The following is a 17211-nucleotide window of genomic DNA, read 5'->3' as shown; positions in this document are numbered from 1 at the left end:
ACGGGGGGTGTTCAGGCGACGACCTGGGTACAGTGCGAGCAGCGCTTCGCTTCGATCGGTATCTCGCTCAGGCATTCCCGACACTTCTTGGTCGTTGGGTCAGCGGATGGTTCCTGGCGGGCTTTGGTGATGAGCAGATTCATCGGCTTCACGACAAAGAAAAAGACTGCACCCGCAACGAGGATGAACGAGATGAGGGCATTCAGGAAATGGCCATACTTGAACTCGCTGCCATTCAGCGTAAACGACAGTCCCCCGAAATCAGGCACCTGGACGATCGCAGCGATGAGCGGCGTGAGGAGATCGCTGACCAGAGCCGTGACGATCGTTCCGAAGGCCGCACCGACGACGACACCGACGGCCAGATCGACGACATTTCCTCTGAGCAAAAATTGTTTGAATTCCTTCAGCATAGGTGTTTATATATGTCATTTTATCACATGACCGTCTCACACCAAGACCTCCCGGACTTGGGAATCATCCCGGCGGCTAATGAGGCAGTCTTGGGAGAAAAAACTAAAAGTCCGCTGGGCTACAACCCAAACGGACTTTTCCTTTACTCGTAATACCCGACGACTTTACGGGGTCCTCTACGCTTTTAAAGTGAGCGACACCATTGAGGAGTATCCAGGCTTTGTTGTAGCAAAGCTTTTTCAAGCCGGACGTCACTTTCCTTAGTAAAGGTAAGGAAAAACTATATCTTGCCCCTCATAGCTGACATCACAGTTCCGAAAATCCATCTCTCCGACCTTGCGGAAGGAGTTTAAGTTCACTTCGAAACTATTCGAGCACGAGGGACAATCAAAAGTTGGGTCATAGAGTTGATCCTAACTTGTTAATCGCCCCCAAATTTCTTAGGGACGCCATAAGTATACGGAAGGTCTGTTCTCTCGTCAACTCTTTCAAGGCTCCCAGGTCATCCGATACGAGATACTCGGTGCGGGCGTCATCGGTCTAGAGCTTTGAGAAATCAAGCCGCTCCGGGATTTCTTAGGGGTCTTGGCCGACGAATGGATTGAGGGGGTCGGGTCGCTACTTAGAAATTTTTCGATGTGGTAATTTTGATGCTTTTACAGGTATAACATAAACTCTATGCATCAAATTCTCTACAATATCCATAGCAACACCTATTTCCTCTGCTGTTGACTGCTCTCCTTCATGAGCAGATCTATTCCCAAGCAAACGAGTACTGTGTAATGTCTCTGCATTATCTGCTGTTAATATACCCCTTTTTACTAAATCATCTATTTTCTTTTCTAGGTCTGCTCCTTTTGCTCCTTCTGCTTTACAAATCGCTTCCACTAAAATTCGAATGCCGGTACTTGCAAGAATTCGAGAGTTTCTACACATCGCATCATAAACCTCTTTATAAATTGGGGCCAAAGGATAAGGGAGTAAGTACGCTTCTTTCATTGCTCTCTTACCCATAATACGATTTGGGTACAACTCTTCCGTTATAGGGTAAATAGCTTCTCCTGTATCGGGGTCAGTCTCTATATCCTCAGAAAAAGTGGAGGCTGAACGAAATGAGATAAAATCACATCCCATACACTTTACTATTTCAAAATGAGAATCCCACGATATATCTCTATCATTCCAAATGCTATATACAGACGAAAGGACCTGATGATTTGTCTTTTGGTCACATTGAATACAGGGGATTTTAATTAGTTTCCCCGTAGTTTTACCTAATGTAATCTTTTGTTCTTCCATAGCGTCCGGATCACTCGATACTATGTGCTTGATGCGGAAAGGGAGAGATTTACCCCTCCGGGGCATAAACTTCTCATCTCTCCCATCATAGAAGTGAAAAAAGCCGCGCAAGGCAACCTCTTTTTCACTTTTGCGGAAAGGGAGAGATTCGAACTCTCGATACCGTTTCCGGTATGCCGCTTTTCGAGAGCGGTGCCTTCAACCACTCGGCCACCTTTCCAAATTGACTGTTTCAAGTGTACTCATCCGCAACCACCCTACTTCCTTGACTCCTTCCTTTTTTGAGAGCGGCTGGGCGATGACTTCAATCCCGCCAAGCGGGACCACCTTTCCATATTTTATCTACTCCCAGCCCGAGGCTGGTCCGCCTTGGGCGGAGGCCACGCTTCCAGTGGAAAACGCAGGCATTCTAGCCGACTTTCCGAGAAATGAAAAGCGGGCTCGTCAGATGAGCCCGCTTCACTACCGGCATTAGTTCTTGTAGAGCACCTTCACCTGGAACAGGATGTACCAGCCGATGATCGCACCGATGACGGCACCGATCGGATTGTACGAGAGGATGCCGCCAATGAGCGAGATGAGCGATGCGTAAAAGAGAATCCGCCAGCTCGCATGTGTCCGCTTGAACAACCCTGGGACCGCCCACGCTTCGAGGCCGACGGTGATAACACTGGTAGCAAGCGACACTAAGGCCGCAAAGCCCCAGCTGGCACTGCCAGTCATCATCCCCAAACCACCAAACATAGCTCCAAGTCCGAGTAATGCTGGGAGTGAAAGTACAAAGAACACGACACCAATGATGATGAGATACGGAGCGATCTTCGCCAGAAATTCCTTCCCACCCATCGGGATCTGAAACGGGGCTTTGGTCACCATGTACTCATCGAGCCAGGCCTCGACCTTGCCGATGAACCCCATGACTTCTTGTTTCATCTCTGCCTGTCCAGTACTCCCCGTACTTCCGGATTGCGGAGCACCATTTGCGTTTTCGTCCATATATGTAGCCAAATGAATTACCACTCCCAGTATACCACCACCCTCATACATGGGTGCGGTGATAACACTTCGTTAAAGCACTTTCCGGGGGAGGAAATAGATGTAGAGAGCGCTCGTGAAGGCGAAGCAGCCCATCGCGATGAAAAGTGCAGGGAAGCCAAAGAGGCTGACCACCGCGCTCCCGGCGAGCGCCCCAAACGCGACGGCGAAATAATTCATCGATTCCCATGTCCCCCACTGCGAACCCGAACGTTCGGGATCGAGGTGTTTCGAATACAGCGCATCAAACGAAGGTGAGCACAGCGCCTGACCAAAGCCAATGATCACCTGGACGATGAGTAACTGGACGACTGTGTGCACCCAGGCATAGGAGAAGAAGCCAAGCCCCATGATAGCGTAGCCGGCAGCGACGATGAGCTCACTCTCCCTGATCCGGTCGCTGAAACGGCCTGAGAGAAAAACAACGATACCAGCGGTGGCCGTGAAAACGCCCGCAGCGAGTCCGGTATCGAGGATATCGCCACCGATGCCCTGGACGAAGAGTGCATAGATCGGTCCGAGCATCGCAGCTGAGAAAACTACCAAGCCATCCGTGATGAGCAGGATACGTAGCGCGACGTTTGCCTTCTGTTTTTTCAACGCCTTTCTCTTCGTCGGCAGAAAAAATTGCATACCGCTATGCTCAGTGCACCGTCCGGATACCGACAAGCTTCATAGTCGTCTGCTCGGGCGTCCGGCCATAAAAGACGGCGACTTGATCATCCGGCACGAGCACAGCTTGCGTTTTCAAGCTCGTGATAAAACGCTCTATAAGAGTTTCTAGTTTTTGGTCGTCAGGAAAGAGGTATGGCTCCACGCCCCAAACGAGCGCCAGCTCACGCCACGTTTCCATCGAGTTCGTCGCGACGAGGAGCCGCGCATCCGGCCGGAAATGCGAGAGGAGCCGGGCAGTGAAACCACTCACTGAAAGGACGAGGACTGCCTTCACACGGAAGCTCTGCGCCAATTCATACACACTTCGGATCATCACCGCGTATTCCGTCTTCAGGTTCAGATCAAGTGTCTGGTATAGGTCATCAAAGGGCGACTCTTCCGTTTTCTCGATGATTTCCCTCATGGTCGCAATTGTCTCGACCGGGTACTTGCCGGCAGCGGTTTCTTCCGAGAGCATCACGGCATCGGCGTGATCGATGACGGCGTTCGAGACATCCGAGACTTCGGCTCGGGTCGGCCGCGGATTCGATACCATACTCTGCATCATCTGAGTCGCGACGATGACCGGCCGGGCCTCGCGGAGACTCGCAGCGATGATCTGTTTCTGGAGAATCGCGATCTCACTCGACGGCATCTCGATCCCCAGGTCGCCGCGCGCCACCATCACCGCATCACTCGCCCGGATGATATCGTCGAGATGCTCGAGCGCGACTTTGCGTTCGATCTTGGAACAGATGAGTGGCTTGCGCACTACTGATCCGACGATCGAGTCCATCTCACGCTTCACAGACTCAATATCCGCGACCGATCCGACAAATGACAGCCCGAGATACTCCACTCCCTCCTCGAGGATGAAGGCGAGATCTTCTTTGTCTTTCTTCGAGAGAATGGGGAGGTCGAGCGGTGTATCTGGGAGGATGACCCCTTTGCGATTTTTGATCGTCCCATCATTTTCGGCTTGCACCTCGACGAAACCCGTACCGACGTTCGTGACGGTAAGTCCGATGATCCCGTCATCGATGAGGAGCCGGTGTCCGACCGCGACTTTGCCCAACACGCCAGGCGTATCGAGTGCGACGACTGGCTCCTCGGCACCGAAACGGATCCGTTCGGCGAGTTCGCAGACCCGCAGCGCAAACCCCTTCTTCACGTCAATCGGAAACATAACTTCAGTCCGGATGCGCGGCCCCTGCAGATCAGCCAGGATGGCGAGTGGGTTCTGTGTTTCCGCCGAAACTTCACGAATCGCCTTGATGACGGTACGTCGCCAATCAAAATCGCCATGTGAGAAATTCAGACGGAAGACGTTCGCTCCCGCCTGCGCCATCGCGCCAATCATCTCCTTGTTCCCAGAAACCGGTCCCAGCGTCGCGATGATTTTTGTATGCTTCATATATGTGGACAGTGGTTAACGGATGGACCAGACACCGTGATACTCCGAGAAAACAAGCACCCCCTCATGGGAGTGATGCACTGACTACCGGTTTTCCTCCACTCAATCATGAACACATCCCAGTATACCTGAAAAGCAGCATTTGTCGCGAGCGTTCACACGCAGCACCCTGGAGTCGGTAAAAAAAATTAGGAAAAAGAAAACGGCGACTATCAGGGTGAGTTCTGATAATCGCCGCTTGGAGGAGGCCGTTGTAACGAATGTTACTTCGGCGGGAGGTCTTCTGGCGGACGTTGCATCCGCATGGGCTGCGACTTGGCAGTCGGTTGACCTTGACCAATCCGGTCGAAGTCCTTGACTTCGGTCGCACCGCAGTCACGAGTTTTGTCGGTCATGAGTCGACCATCAACCTCGCGCTGGTGGAGCTCATCGCGACACCGCGGTTTGGCCGCGTCGATGACCGCCTGGAGCGCCAGTCTGGCGTCAGTGTAGCGTTGACACGCCGCCGAGGCGCCGCCGTTGCCGAAGGCTGCACCAGCGAGACCGCCGACAACTGCACCTTTGCCACGATTGTGGCCACTCGTGATGGCCGCACCCGCAGCGACTCCGATCACCGTACCGATGGCAGTACGGAGCGTGCTCTCCTGCGAAGTGCAGGGGTTCGGTCGGCTCTCGAGCTCAGCAAGCTCCCGCGCCGCCGCCTCTGGACTCATGCCCCCACCGAGGGTCGGTGCGACACCAGACGCCGTCCCGTACTGCGATGGCTGCCCATAGGCCGCCAGGTTGGCAGGCCCCGCCGTTACCTGCCCCGAGAGGCACAGGTCATTCGTTGGCTGAATGAAACCCAGGTAATAACACCGACCTCGGTGCAAACCCATGTACGGGGTGTCCGGATTGACGTATCCGGGTGGGATACGCCGGGAATAGCGAGGGTCGTACCCGCTGTACCGGTCAGTTTGACCAGCGTACCCACCCGATCCCATATAGGGCTGAGGAGCAGCACAACCGGAAAGGCCGAGCAGGACGAGTACAGCGATGACCAAACGAATGATTGCATTCATGGCAAACGGCCTCCTAGCCGTGTAAAACAGGGTGATTGTAAAAGTTCAAGCTCTCAGGATTTCGTGCTTCGAGAATACATTCCTCAGCACGTCCTCCGGTTGAGGGGGGATGGTACAGATTCGTATCCATCCCCAGTGAAAAACTGGTGTAATGTACCGAAGAAACAGTATACACCAAAACAGCCTCTGAGTCAACTGCAGAGTATGGTGAAATGGCTTATATAAAGCACTATTATTGTTTTCCCGCTGAAACAAGCCACAACACCAACATATTGGTGTTGTGGTAAACAGAATAAAAGGCCCGCCCGAAACGCTTCGCTAGTCCGCAGTGATACAACGTTTCTGGTGGGCGTAGCGATGCGGGCGAGCTTTTTCAAGCCATTGAAAGTGTTTTTTTATGAGATATAGCTCTACTCAGCCATTTCTTTGGCGAGCTCACTTTCCTCGAGTCCGCGGGCAATCTCACGCAAGATGTCAGCCGGGATCGGATCGCGCTCGGGGCTCACTCCCGGATACCGCCAGGCGGAAATGATCTTCAGCTCCGATTGATTGATTAGATTCCCCAATTGTGAATTTTGACTCTTTTCCCGTTGTGGGTTGTTGGTTGTTGGTGGTCGGTTCAACTTGTACATGACCCAGAGTTCCTGCGACCAGGTCTCCCCGCCTGCAACGCTATGCGTAGCATTGCGGGCAGGTTTGTCGCTCACTCGTTTTATAGATGCTGGCTGCATTACAGCAACCGTATTCTCAACAATTCCAACTTCCGTTCTTTTCGGATTGCGGATGATGCGGATGACCCTTTGCCGCGACAGATGATATTCGCGCATCTTGTACTCCGAGTGGAGCGTGAAGTAGTAGCGGCCGGATTTCCCCGCTTTTAGCGTGCTTGATTTTTTCTTTTGACCGAAGGTGGACCAGGCCATAGCGCTTTCAATAACAAAACATCGAAACACAACGTCGCTCGCTCTATACTTAGGACTAGTCGTGTTGATTTATCGATCCAGGTTCATTTCCCGGAGCGCAGCGAGGCGTTCTTCGACCGGTGGGTGAGTCATGAAAAGTTTCATGATACTCCCCGACTTGAATGGGTTTGAGATGTAAAGGTGTGCGGTCGCGCCAGAGGCCGTGTCGAGCGGCTTCGGATCACTCGAGATTTTCTCCAGGGCTGAGGCGAGGCCCTCGGGGTAACGCGTCAGGAGTGCACCGGACGCATCAGCGAGGAGTTCACGCTTGCGAGAGATAGCCAGACGGATGAGCAGCGCTGCGAGTGGTGCGAGGATCGAGAGCACGATACCGACGAGGACGAGTCCGCCACCACGGTTGTCATTGTCGCGCCCGCGGAAGAGGAGCGAGTGTTGGAACATGTCAGCGAGGATCGAAATGAAGCCAGCGAGGATGACGACGACCGTCGAGAGCAGCCTATCGCGATTCCGGCTATGCGACAGCTCATGGGCGATGACACCCTCGAGCTCTGACTTGTTCAGCCGCGCAAGGATACCCGTCGTGAGACAAACGACACCGTGCTCCGGATCGCGTCCGGTTGCAAAGGCATTGAGCGCTGCGTCCTCGGTGATATAGATCCGGGGCACCGGCAGGCCAGCCGTGATGCAGAGGTTTTCCACGAGGTTGTAGATGTCCGCATTTGATTCGCGATCAACCGGCGTGGCATGCGCCATAGAAAGTACGATTTTGTCGCTCCACCAGTACGAGGCGAAACTCGTCAGGACTGAGAACGCGACGGCTACGTAGAGAATGGAGCTATTGCCATAGACCTGAGCGAAGAGATAGCCGATCCCGATGACGGCGAGAAAAAAGATGCTCAGGTAGAGCCAGGTGAGCTCGACATTTTTGCTTGAATGTGAATAAGCGGTGGCCATAGACGCAAGTGAAGAAATAAATGGGCACGCACCCGAGATGCCCGCCCATTATAGTTTGAGATTGCCGCTTTGTCGAGACTCGGCTACCAGCTCCCGCCGCCTCCTCCGCCGCCGCCTCCACCAGATGATCCGCCGCCGCCTGAGCCACTCCCAGAGGGTGCCGAAGCGAGCGAGGAGCCGGCAGCGGTGTTGAAGCCACCAAAATCGGACGCGAATGACGTCGCAGAAAATGAGGAGGCCGAGCCGCCATGATACCACTCTGGCTCGGACATCGTGAGGTCAGCAAACTCCTTGGCCCAGATGTCGGATACCCCGAGAAGCAGGGCTGCAGGGAGAAGTCGTTCAAAGAGTTCCGGCGTCTTCTCTGGGGCATTGTGAAATTCGAGACGGCGTTTCTCGGCGATTTGGAGATAGTCTTTCAATCCGAGAAGTTGCTCTTTGACGATGGCGCCCTCTCGCGTCACGCGCGGCATGAGATAGGCAAACACAGCGTAGATGAAGACCGCAATCACAAGCGCGACGATACTCGCCCCTTGGAGCTGGAGGAATGGGATGAGGAAAAATCCGCCAATGATGAAGAGTATCCCCCAGAGAGTGTACTTGCCCCAGACATCCTGCGGACTCGCCGCCAAAAATTTTCGTGCGATGAGCTCCTCGATCGCCTGCTTTTGCAGTTCTGAGATCTTGGTATAGAACTTATTCTTGAGTTCAGATATTTTCACGGATCGTGCGACTGACTCTGACGGTCCAACCGTTTTCGGTAAACTTGCTTCGATCGAGCGCTTCAGGAAGCCTGGAAGGAGTTTGGCCGACGGAGAAGCAAGGAGTTTCCGAACGCTCTCGACATTCACCGAAGCCGTGGCACTGAAAAGCGCAGCGATGAGTGTGTGTTCGATGGATCCTGAGGCAGGTCGGCTGGCTGTCTCGACGAGACGATAGTCGGTGGTATCGAAGATGAGTCCGTCATCGGTGACGCGATCAATCACGAGGTATCCTTTCACCGCGAGGTCGATAATCGCCGCTGGGATTTCTTTCCCGGTGAGGCGACCATCCAAGAAGGCGGCGATATGCAGCGGCGAGAGGTGTTCAGGCACATCGTACTCGGGGATTATCGTCCCGCGACCCTCTGGATCTCGCCCTTCGCGATACCAACGCCGAAACATGAATCCAAACACCACAAACGGCAAGAGAATCAGCGGATTGTTTGCGAGGAATGAAGCTGCCCGCGCAAGCCAGCTCGGCTCGATGGCATAGCCTTTGTCGAAACCGAGTGCTACGGTGATCCCCGATCCCGGCTCAAGCTTCTGGTCCCAATCGATGCGCATCTCACTCTGTGCCGAAGCCACATCACGGGACCGCTCCGGATCGCAACGTTCGGTGCTACCGCGCGGCCCGACATAGCAGGCGAACCGCCAACCAGCGACCGGTGAAAGCGTCCGGACCATCACAGACGCGGCTGAGATCGGCACCGTCCAATCATGCCCCGTTGCATTCCAGTACAATTCATCGAAATCCTGATAGAACGCCAGCGCGCCATCAATCCGGTAGCGAATCACATAGGTGCGCCCGCCCGTGACGAGTTTGTCCGCATCCCCGATCTGGATATGCAGATTGCCGCCAGAGCGACTCTCTTCGTGCGTCAGCGTCTTACCTGTCTCATCTGTGACACTCTCCACCGTGATATCCAGCGCGGTCCGCGTGCCGAGGGAGGTCGCGTAATTGACTGGGATGTCCCGATAGATGCCGTGTTTCTCCGCTAGACCGAACGCATAGCGTATCGTCTCGGTGACTGCGATTGTACCGTCCGATGCGATGACGATATCGCTCTCAAAGCGATCGATGTGTTCACTCTCTTCTTGCGCTTGTGCCGAAACAGTTACCGGGACAACAGAAACAATAATAAAACAGGCAAGCGCGACGGCCTGCCTGCCAAAACTCCGGGTCATACGGCTAGAATTCCACCTTCACTGGCTCCTTCTGGCTCTCTTCAATCTCAAAGAATTCACGTTTCACAAACTTGAACATGTTGGCGACGATATTCGATGGAAACATATCGACTTTGGCATTGAGCTCCATGACATTGCCGTTGTAGAAACGACGTGAGGCCTGGATCTTGTTTTCCGTATCCGACAATTCGCGCTGCAGCTCGAGGAAATTTGTGTTCGCCTTCAGGTCCGGATAGGCTTCAGCGACTGCGAAGAGGCTCTTCAATGTCCCGGCCAGCATATTCTCGGCCGCCGCATGATCGCCGACCGAGCCGGCCTGCATCGCCTGTGCCCGCGCCTCGGTCACCTTTTGGAACAGCCCGCTTTCATGGGAGGCATAGCCCTTCACCGTATTCACGAGATTTGGGATCAGGTCATACCTGCGCTTCAACTGGACATCGATATCGCTCCAGGCCTCATCGACGCGCGTGGCGAGCCGGACGAACCCATTGTAGAGCACGACACCATAGAGGAGGGCCAGCACGGCGACACCGATGAGGATGAGTGGAAGACTCAGCATACATGTATGATTAGGGATTCAGTGCCTTCATTATAGCAGAATCTGCCCATCCGGAAAGAAGTTGTCGCCACACGAGTGGCTTGGCAGGGTGCTATACTAAGGGAAACTATGCACGACTTTCTCCAGGCTCACGCTATCTTCATCATCCCGATCGTCGTGAGTATCGTCACCCAGATCATCAAGTTCGTCATGTTCGGACTGAAGCATGGCTGGAAGCTCGAATACCTCGCCACCCACGGCCACATGCCGAGCGCTCACACCGCCTTCGCTATCTCACTCCTCACTTCGATCGGCTACTATGAGGGCGTCGGATCCGGGGCTTTTGCGGTCGCGGTTGCGGTTGCTTTCCTCATCATCGATGACGCGGTCCGGCTCCGCATGTACCTCGGCGATCAGGGCCGCTACCTGAACACTCTCGTCCAGACTCTGAAGCTCTCAACTGATGCTTTCCCCCGCCTGAAAGAACGCGTCGGGCACCGCACCAGCGAAGTGCTTGTCGGCGGCTTCGTCGGCTTCTTCCTCTCCACCATCCTCATCCGCATCTTGGGCTAGCGCGCCCTTGACAATCTCATAAAAATAGTGTACCCTGTGAACGTGCTGCTTGTTTTGTAGTAGTTTCTTCCCAAAAAATTCCACCAAGGCAAGGAGTGTGAATCATGATTGATCTTATCAAGGAGTCGCCAAGCTGGATGTACAGCGGCATGTTTGCTATATTGGCGATAGGCTTTTTCCTTTGGTGGCGCTCGATGCCAGATAGTTACGAGCCACCGGTTGTATATACCGCCAAAAATGTTGAGGTAAACGGGGTCTACCATATAGACGACGGCAGATCCAATACCCAAACGTTCGAGGTACATGCGAAAAAAGGCAGGCAATTCCTGGTTGAAGTGTACCCTCAACCACACGAAGGTAGCCCGTACCTAAACGAACCCTACCTCTTCGGATGGCTAACCCATGCACCATCGGATCGGTTCATTCGAAAAGAGGATTTTATCGCCGCCCCTGGTGATGAGTCCAGGAGACTTATCACCACCTGACACCCCTGCCCCCAGCGCCCCGCAGCGACCAAGGAGAACCTACTCCATAGTCGCTGCATTTTTTTACTCAAGAAAATAGCGACGGGTCAGTCCCCGCCGTTTTTATTTATCCGCAGTATTTCCTCGATGACGGCTCGCTCGCGCCACGGGATGCGCGCATCACCGACCGCCATCGTCTCCTCGGCGCCCTTGCCCGTGATGAGGATGATATCGCCGGTTTCGGCCAGCACGATGGCTTTGGCGATTGCCTCTCGCCGATCAAAGACACGGAAATAATCTTGTCCTTTCTTTTTCGTCACCCCCGCCCGCATCGATGCTCCGCCAGCTGGCGGATTCCGAAGCGCTTCGGGCAGGCCCGCTTCGATCTCGTCGATGATGTGCTCAGGATTTTCATGATACGGATCTTCATTGGTGAGGATGATGACATCCGCGTGTTCCGATGCGATCTGCCCCATCACCGGGCGTTTGCCCCGATCACGTTCCCCACACGCACCGAAGACATGGATGATTTTCGTCCCCGGGATTTGCATCGGACCAACCGCCCGATAGAGCTGCTCAAACGAATCCGGCGTCACCGCGTAGTCGATGAGGATGTCGAGCCCGCGATCATTTGGAACTGACTCCATCCGGCCCGGGATACCTGTGGCAGTGGCGAGGGCGCGCTTCATCGTTTCTGTATCGATACCGAGTGCCTGACCCGTAGTGATGGCCGCGAGCGCATTTTCGACATTGAAGAGTCCAGGAAGCTTTGTCCGAAACGACTTTCCTAGCGCGAGGAAACGCGTCCCCGTGAGGTCAAGCTCGATCTCGGTCGCGACAACATCCGCCGCCACGTCTTTCGTGCTATACGTGAGTGTTTTCCCGGGCGCGGCGATGCAGTAGTCCTCTGGCTGCTCCATGTCGATATTCACGATGGCGATCTGGACGTTAGCAAAGAGCTTCCGTTTCACACGCCGATATTCGGCCATCGTTTTGTGATAGTCGAGATGCTCCCGCGTCACATTGGTGATGACCGCGATGGTGTAAGCTATCCCCCAGGTCCGAAACTGATCGATGGCATGCGACGATGTCTCGAGGACGACGTGGGTGCAGCCGGCCCGCTTGGCTTCTGACAAAAATTTCTGAAGCTGCCACGCTGACGAAGTCGTGAACTTCGAGGCGTTCGTCCAGTGTCGCTCGCCGATGCCGTACTCGATTGTCGAGGCATACGCGGTTTTCTTCCCGCTCTCGGCCACGATAGCCGCGATGAGCTTGGTCGTCGTGGTCTTGCCATTCGTCCCGGTCACACCGATGACCGTGAAGGTGCGGGATGGAAAGCCGAAGCAGACGTTGGCGAAGACAGCGAGCGGCAAATGATACAACGTATTCTTCACTCCCTGAGGAATGAATCTCGATATTAAACGCTTCAGAGATGCCATAGGTTCTTTCTACTTTGTGAGATCCGATGTCCGCATTTTTGTCAGGAAGAGAATCACGAGCACGAGTGTAGCCAAAAGCGGCAAAAGGAAATAATACTCTTGGTGGACGGCCGTAAGAACAATACCTCCGAATACTATCATCCTACCGATGACTGTCGGGATCTCACGGAGAATAATGAATTCTTCTTCGTCGTCCCCTTTGACTGCCCGGTAAATAACGCTGAAGTATGAGATCAGAAAAGCGGTCATGGCAAATGAAGCTACGATACTCACGACATAGGCTGTTGTCTGACTCTCCACAAATATCCGCGCCGCCGATATCAGCATGAGTCCAAGCGCCGACCAAAGAACTATTTTTCGGTCTGAGTGATTCGCTCGTTTACCGATGAAGAGCGTGAAGAGTACGGCTCCGATTGTCTCAAGACTTCCGACAATACCCGGAACGGCCAGCGAACCGACGATGAGAAAAACATAGATGCCCCAAAACCACTCTGACTCCTCGATGATATTATCGAATCCTTCCAGGAAAAAGAGGAATTTCCGCTGCTTGATCTTTTCCCAAGCTTGTTGGAAATTAAACACTACGCTGATCTCACTCACACTGATACCGACAAGGGGGAGATACGAGAGCATGAGACCGAACATAGCGATCAAGAACGTCGACCAAAACCCAACGAAGTATACGAGCGCCGCTCCAATGAGTGGTCCAACGATCGAGAAGAGCTTTGGAAGCGCAAAGAAATTGGCGAGGTCGGTCCCCATTTTGTCAAAGTCAGTGTTTTTGATGAGGAGGATATTGAGCGGGACCCAATAGAAAAATGTCGCCATCCCGCCAATGATCGCTATCAAATAGATCGGGAGAGAGAGGAACGGCAATAAAGATAGGAGGGCGAAGTAAGCAATTTCGAACGGGTAGTTGAGTTTGAATACCCGGATCAATCCAAAGCGTTCGATAAGTCTAGGGATAATCGTGAGTGCCACGATAAGACCAGAAATGTGGAGCAGGGCATAGTATCCAACAACTTCCATGAGTGAATACCCCCGCGTTAGGAAATAGATCGGGACGTAGACGCTCACACAGGAAAGAGCAATCCCCCGAATCGTATGTGAGACGAAGACTCGATAAATTTGGCGTTTCCCAGCAAGCTGAAATTTCTGGAAAAAAGATGTCATCAGACGTGATTAAGAATGTGTCGAAAAAACTGTCGGATGCCGGTGAGGTGGTGAAGCTGCCGGTAGAGCGCGTAGCGCGTGGGTGACAGGATAATATCGTACGTCCCTGGGAAAAAGAGTGTTTCAGCCTTTGGTGCGAATCCCTGCTTGAATCGCGTGATTCCGTCCCAATCGGTATCGTCTGCCCCACGCTTGGAAGAAACTCGCACGCCACCGAAGTCATATCGCATGCACCCGCGGCGCTTGGCTTCTTCCATACTCCGAAACTGGAGCAGGAACGGAGCCATGAGCTCACGCTTCGTATCAGCCGAACCACCATGGAGATAATACGCTGTCTCGCCAAAGAACACGAGGAGGGCGGCGGCGATCGGCGCTCCATCGCGCTCGGCCAATGCGAGCGTACACATCGTGTCAGGAAAAGTGGCGAAGAAATTCCGATAATAGTCCTTTGGATGCGGAGCAATCGCCTTCCGGTTGGTGGTCGCGTAGATGAGTTCGATGAATCGCTCGATATCTTCCTTCGATCGGGAGAAACGGACGGTGACACCATGCTTTTCTGCGAGACGTACATTGTAGCGTGTCTTCGGCTTCATCTGATCGAGCCAGGTGGTCACATCGCCTGAAAGCGACACCATCAGTATCTCGCGTGGATTCGTATCTCGCGGCGCGGCGATGACTCTAGCTTTACCGAAAACTGTCTTCAGAATCTCGAGCGCTTCCCCGGCCTGTGGCTCAATCCGGATCCACCCTGCACGTGCTGCCTGCGCTACACACAACAGTTCTTCCCTCATCTTTGATTCTTGATTCTTGATTTTTGAAGCATCAACAATCGGTCCACGCGGGATGAAGAGATAGTTGCCGAAGAGAGGGAGAGTATATTGAAAGGCGTTTCCTTCAAAGCCTTCTCCTCGAAAATGCAAGGGTGTATGTCCAGATGCGGCCTGAAGCTGAGCCCATTCATCAGATTGGAGGAGGCCGCCGTCCTTCGCATGCGTAGAGAGAAATGTCCGAGTCGCCACAGAATTATTTCTTGCCAAGACTTTTGAGCGCCTGTTTGAGTCGCTCGCCGACGCTTGTGATGTCCGCCGGCACGCCCTTCAGGGCATCGCGTGCCTCGGAAACCGTGTAGCCAAGCGATGTCAGCGCTTCGATCGAGTCCTGCTCCGCGAGAGCACTTGCTTGATCCGCGATATCGACAGAAGAGACTTTGTTCTGGAGTTCGACGATGACTTTCTCGGCGGTCTTCTTCCCCACGCCCGACACCCGCGTGAGGATGGATGGATCCTTGTTCACGATCGCGGTCCGGATTGTCTTCGGCTCGGCGATGGCGAGGATACTGAGCGCTGCCTTGGGCCCAACCCCTGAGACCGAAATGAGAAGCTCGAACATCGACAATTCGTCATCGGTGATAAAGCCAAACAGGTTGAGCTGATCCTCGCGAACATGGGTGTGGATATGCAAAGTAACGTCACTCATCCCAGCCAGTTTACCGAGCGTATAGGGCGAAGCATAGACCTGATAGCCGATGCCACCAACAAAAATAATCGCGTAGTTAGGATGAATGGAACCAAGGGTTCCTCTGAGCGCTCGAATCATAGGTATAGCCGTATTTTACCATGGAGAGAAATGGCTTGCCTAAAGCAGGAACCTGTGCTAAAAATGGATTGTCTCAATTCTCGCGTTCCGCCACTCTTTTCGTTTTGATTTTTAACTTTTGATTTACTATCATGCCGATCAAGAAATCCGCCAAGAAGTACATGCGGGTCACCGCGAAGAACACACTCCGCAACCGCTCCATCAAGGGTGTCATCAAAAGCGCTGTGAAAGGCACACGCGAAGCGATCGCTAAGGCCGACGTCGCCGGAGCCAAGGAATGGTATGTCAAGGCGCAGAAAGCGCTCGACAAAGGTGCAGAGAAAAACGTCATTAAGAAGAACAATGCCGCCCGCCGCAAGTCCCGCCTCAACGCCGCGGTAAAGAAACTGGCCACGAAGTAGTCCTTTCTTAGAATCTGAGCCTCAGAGTCGAAGAGCGTACGCTCGAAGAACTAGGACGCGAGCGACTTCCGACGAAATCGAAACTCCCCTTTTTGGGGAGTTCTTTGTTACAAAGGTAATTGGATGGTTTGTTTCCAACATCCCCAATCATGCTCGGCGATGTCCTGGACTTTTTTCTTCCCCGAGACGACTTCTGGGGCCAGCTCATACCGGTACGCTGTCATTTCCGGCGGAGCAATTTCACGAAACGGTTTATAGAGAGCCATCTTTACCTCGCGCAAACGGGGGTTTTCTAGGTATTTTCGAACACCATTTGCATGGTACGCACCATAAATCACTGTTGTTTTCATTTTCTTATGAAATGCCCCGCCAAGGCGGTCGAGTCCAGTCGCAATTGATACATCCCTGAAATCAGTTAGGTTATACTGTGAGATTCTTTCCCGATCAGGATCTGTCGCATAATCAATCACATCCTGGTTCCCTTTCGCCTTTACCATCGCTGTGATCCCAAGTCCCACCCCAGCTGCGTACGCGACACCATGTTTCATGAATTCACGCCGACTCTGATCTATCTGGTCAGGATTAATCCCTCCAGGTATCATCAGCTTTATCTTCTCTCTCCAGACTGCCTCAGCACCCACTCCGGTGAGCGCACCCGTAGCGAGCATTTCACCAGCGTCACCAATTGCTTCCGAAAATTGGCGTATCCGTTCATTGAGAGTATCCAGACGATCCTCATGGCTTATCCCTCCTTGGAGGGTGACTGCTGAATGCGATTGAAGCAACCGGCGGTCAGAGAATGGGTCAAACAGTACGAGTGGCTTTCGGTGTTTCCTGGCGATATTTTCAACCTCGGAAAAGAAGGCTAGTCCAGAATTCGTATCAATAGCGTACTCCGGAATGTTCATATTTACTTTTTTGGTTCTTCCTGGAACAGATAGGCTTGTAGCATTCACAACCCGAGAAGACTGCTCTGCACCGCTCGTACCCACTGAACCCTCAAGCACAACGATATCTGCATCAGCAATCGCCACCTCGATAGCCTGCCGATGGGCTGCCAAAGTCTCAACCCGATGTTTGACTCCCACAAACTGAATATCGAGCTGACCGTGTTCGTACGACTCGAGCTGGGGATGTAATCGATCAAAATCATAGTCTGGATGTTTCGCATGAATTCGAGAGCGTACGTCCGTATCAATTATCTCGGAACGGCGATCAGTCAGCCATGCGACATCCTGCCAGGCCAATTTTTCAGGATTCTGTCTTCTTTCCTTGTTTAATTCCTTCCCCGCTGCAGACATTTGGGGCGTTGATTCAAATGTCATAC

General features: G+C 53.2%; 19 protein-coding genes and 1 tRNA gene. 4 read left to right on the top strand and 16 right to left on the bottom strand.

What is annotated here, in order from left to right; genetic code table 11:
* Window positions 1–11: 11 nt before the first annotated feature.
* The gene (mscL, locus tag IPJ68_06025; protein ID QQR78596.1) at window positions 12–413 is read right to left on the bottom strand and encodes a large conductance mechanosensitive channel protein MscL; all 402 of its coding nucleotides are present in this window, start codon (window positions 411–413) and stop codon (window positions 12–14) included.
* Between the two features lie 12 nt (window positions 414–425).
* Here mscL and IPJ68_06020 point away from each other — a divergent pair, with 12 nt between their 5' ends.
* The gene (locus tag IPJ68_06020) at window positions 426–566 is read left to right on the top strand and encodes a hypothetical protein (protein ID QQR78595.1); all 141 of its coding nucleotides are present in this window, start codon (window positions 426–428) and stop codon (window positions 564–566) included.
* Between the two features lie 466 nt (window positions 567–1032).
* Here IPJ68_06020 and IPJ68_06015 read toward each other — a convergent pair whose 3' ends face one another.
* From IPJ68_06015 to IPJ68_05970, 10 genes are all read right to left on the bottom strand, one after another.
* On the bottom strand, window positions 1033–1713 hold the full coding sequence (locus IPJ68_06015) for a DUF4145 domain-containing protein (protein QQR78594.1): 681 nt from the start codon (window positions 1711–1713) through the stop codon (window positions 1033–1035).
* Between the two features lie 133 nt (window positions 1714–1846).
* Window positions 1847–1933, bottom strand: a tRNA-Ser gene (locus IPJ68_06010).
* Window positions 1934–2184: 251 nt separating this feature from the next.
* Window positions 2185–2709, bottom strand: coding sequence for a hypothetical protein (locus IPJ68_06005; protein QQR78593.1), 525 nt, complete (start codon window positions 2707–2709; stop codon window positions 2185–2187).
* Between the two features lie 72 nt (window positions 2710–2781).
* Complete coding sequence (locus tag IPJ68_06000) at window positions 2782–3381, bottom strand: MFS transporter (protein ID QQR78592.1); 600 nt, start codon at window positions 3379–3381, stop codon at window positions 2782–2784.
* Window positions 3382–3391: 10 nt separating this feature from the next.
* A complete protein-coding gene (gene pyk / locus IPJ68_05995; protein ID QQR78591.1) occupies window positions 3392–4816 on the bottom strand; it encodes a pyruvate kinase in 1425 nt (474 codons plus the stop codon).
* A gap of 263 nt (window positions 4817–5079) precedes the next feature.
* On the bottom strand, window positions 5080–5877 hold the full coding sequence (locus IPJ68_05990; protein QQR78590.1) for a hypothetical protein: 798 nt from the start codon (window positions 5875–5877) through the stop codon (window positions 5080–5082).
* 410 nt (window positions 5878–6287) lie between these two features.
* Complete coding sequence (locus IPJ68_05985; protein QQR78589.1) at window positions 6288–6800, bottom strand: hypothetical protein; 513 nt, start codon at window positions 6798–6800, stop codon at window positions 6288–6290.
* A 69-nt stretch (window positions 6801–6869) separates the two neighbouring features.
* A complete protein-coding gene (locus tag IPJ68_05980; protein ID QQR78588.1) occupies window positions 6870–7754 on the bottom strand; it encodes a M48 family metalloprotease in 885 nt (294 codons plus the stop codon).
* Window positions 7755–7837: 83 nt separating this feature from the next.
* Window positions 7838–9700: a DUF2207 domain-containing protein gene (locus IPJ68_05975; GenBank protein ID QQR78587.1), complete on the bottom strand. Its 1863-nt coding sequence runs from the start codon at window positions 9698–9700 to the stop codon at window positions 7838–7840.
* A 4-nt stretch (window positions 9701–9704) separates the two neighbouring features.
* Entirely contained in the window at window positions 9705–10259 is a 555-nt protein-coding gene (locus IPJ68_05970) for a LemA family protein (protein ID QQR78586.1), read from the bottom strand.
* Between the two features lie 108 nt (window positions 10260–10367).
* Here IPJ68_05970 and IPJ68_05965 point away from each other — a divergent pair, with 108 nt between their 5' ends.
* Both IPJ68_05965 and IPJ68_05960 read left to right on the top strand, forming a co-directional pair.
* Complete coding sequence (locus tag IPJ68_05965; GenBank protein QQR78585.1) at window positions 10368–10811, top strand: divergent PAP2 family protein; 444 nt, start codon at window positions 10368–10370, stop codon at window positions 10809–10811.
* A gap of 104 nt (window positions 10812–10915) precedes the next feature.
* On the top strand, window positions 10916–11296 hold the full coding sequence (locus tag IPJ68_05960; GenBank protein QQR78584.1) for a hypothetical protein: 381 nt from the start codon (window positions 10916–10918) through the stop codon (window positions 11294–11296).
* An 86-nt stretch (window positions 11297–11382) separates the two neighbouring features.
* Here IPJ68_05960 and IPJ68_05955 read toward each other — a convergent pair whose 3' ends face one another.
* The 4 genes from IPJ68_05955 to ruvA form a co-directional block, all read right to left on the bottom strand.
* Entirely contained in the window at window positions 11383–12714 is a 1332-nt protein-coding gene (locus tag IPJ68_05955; GenBank protein QQR78583.1) for a UDP-N-acetylmuramoyl-L-alanyl-D-glutamate--2,6-diaminopimelate ligase, read from the bottom strand.
* Window positions 12715–12723: 9 nt separating this feature from the next.
* Window positions 12724–13791: a hypothetical protein gene (locus IPJ68_05950; protein ID QQR78582.1), complete on the bottom strand. Its 1068-nt coding sequence runs from the start codon at window positions 13789–13791 to the stop codon at window positions 12724–12726.
* 95 nt (window positions 13792–13886) lie between these two features.
* Window positions 13887–14906, bottom strand: a complete 1020-nt coding sequence (locus IPJ68_05945; protein ID QQR78581.1) for a peptidoglycan bridge formation glycyltransferase FemA/FemB family protein — start codon at window positions 14904–14906, stop codon at window positions 13887–13889.
* Between the two features lie 4 nt (window positions 14907–14910).
* Window positions 14911–15483: a Holliday junction branch migration protein RuvA gene (ruvA, locus tag IPJ68_05940; GenBank protein ID QQR78580.1), complete on the bottom strand. Its 573-nt coding sequence runs from the start codon at window positions 15481–15483 to the stop codon at window positions 14911–14913.
* A gap of 131 nt (window positions 15484–15614) precedes the next feature.
* Here ruvA and rpsT point away from each other — a divergent pair, with 131 nt between their 5' ends.
* The gene (rpsT, locus tag IPJ68_05935) at window positions 15615–15884 is read left to right on the top strand and encodes a 30S ribosomal protein S20 (GenBank protein ID QQR78579.1); all 270 of its coding nucleotides are present in this window, start codon (window positions 15615–15617) and stop codon (window positions 15882–15884) included.
* 107 nt (window positions 15885–15991) lie between these two features.
* On the opposite strand, the gene IPJ68_05930 is transcribed toward rpsT, so the two are convergent.
* Window positions 15992–17209: a hypothetical protein gene (locus tag IPJ68_05930; protein QQR78578.1), complete on the bottom strand. Its 1218-nt coding sequence runs from the start codon at window positions 17207–17209 to the stop codon at window positions 15992–15994.
* Window positions 17210–17211 lie beyond the last annotated feature (2 nt).

The organism is Candidatus Moraniibacteriota bacterium (genome assembly GCA_016699425.1).
GTDB lineage: Bacteria > Patescibacteriota > Minisyncoccia > Moranbacterales > UBA1568 > SSEF01.
Note: the sequence above shows the minus strand (reverse complement) of the source record. Positions and strands in the feature narration are given on the sequence as shown.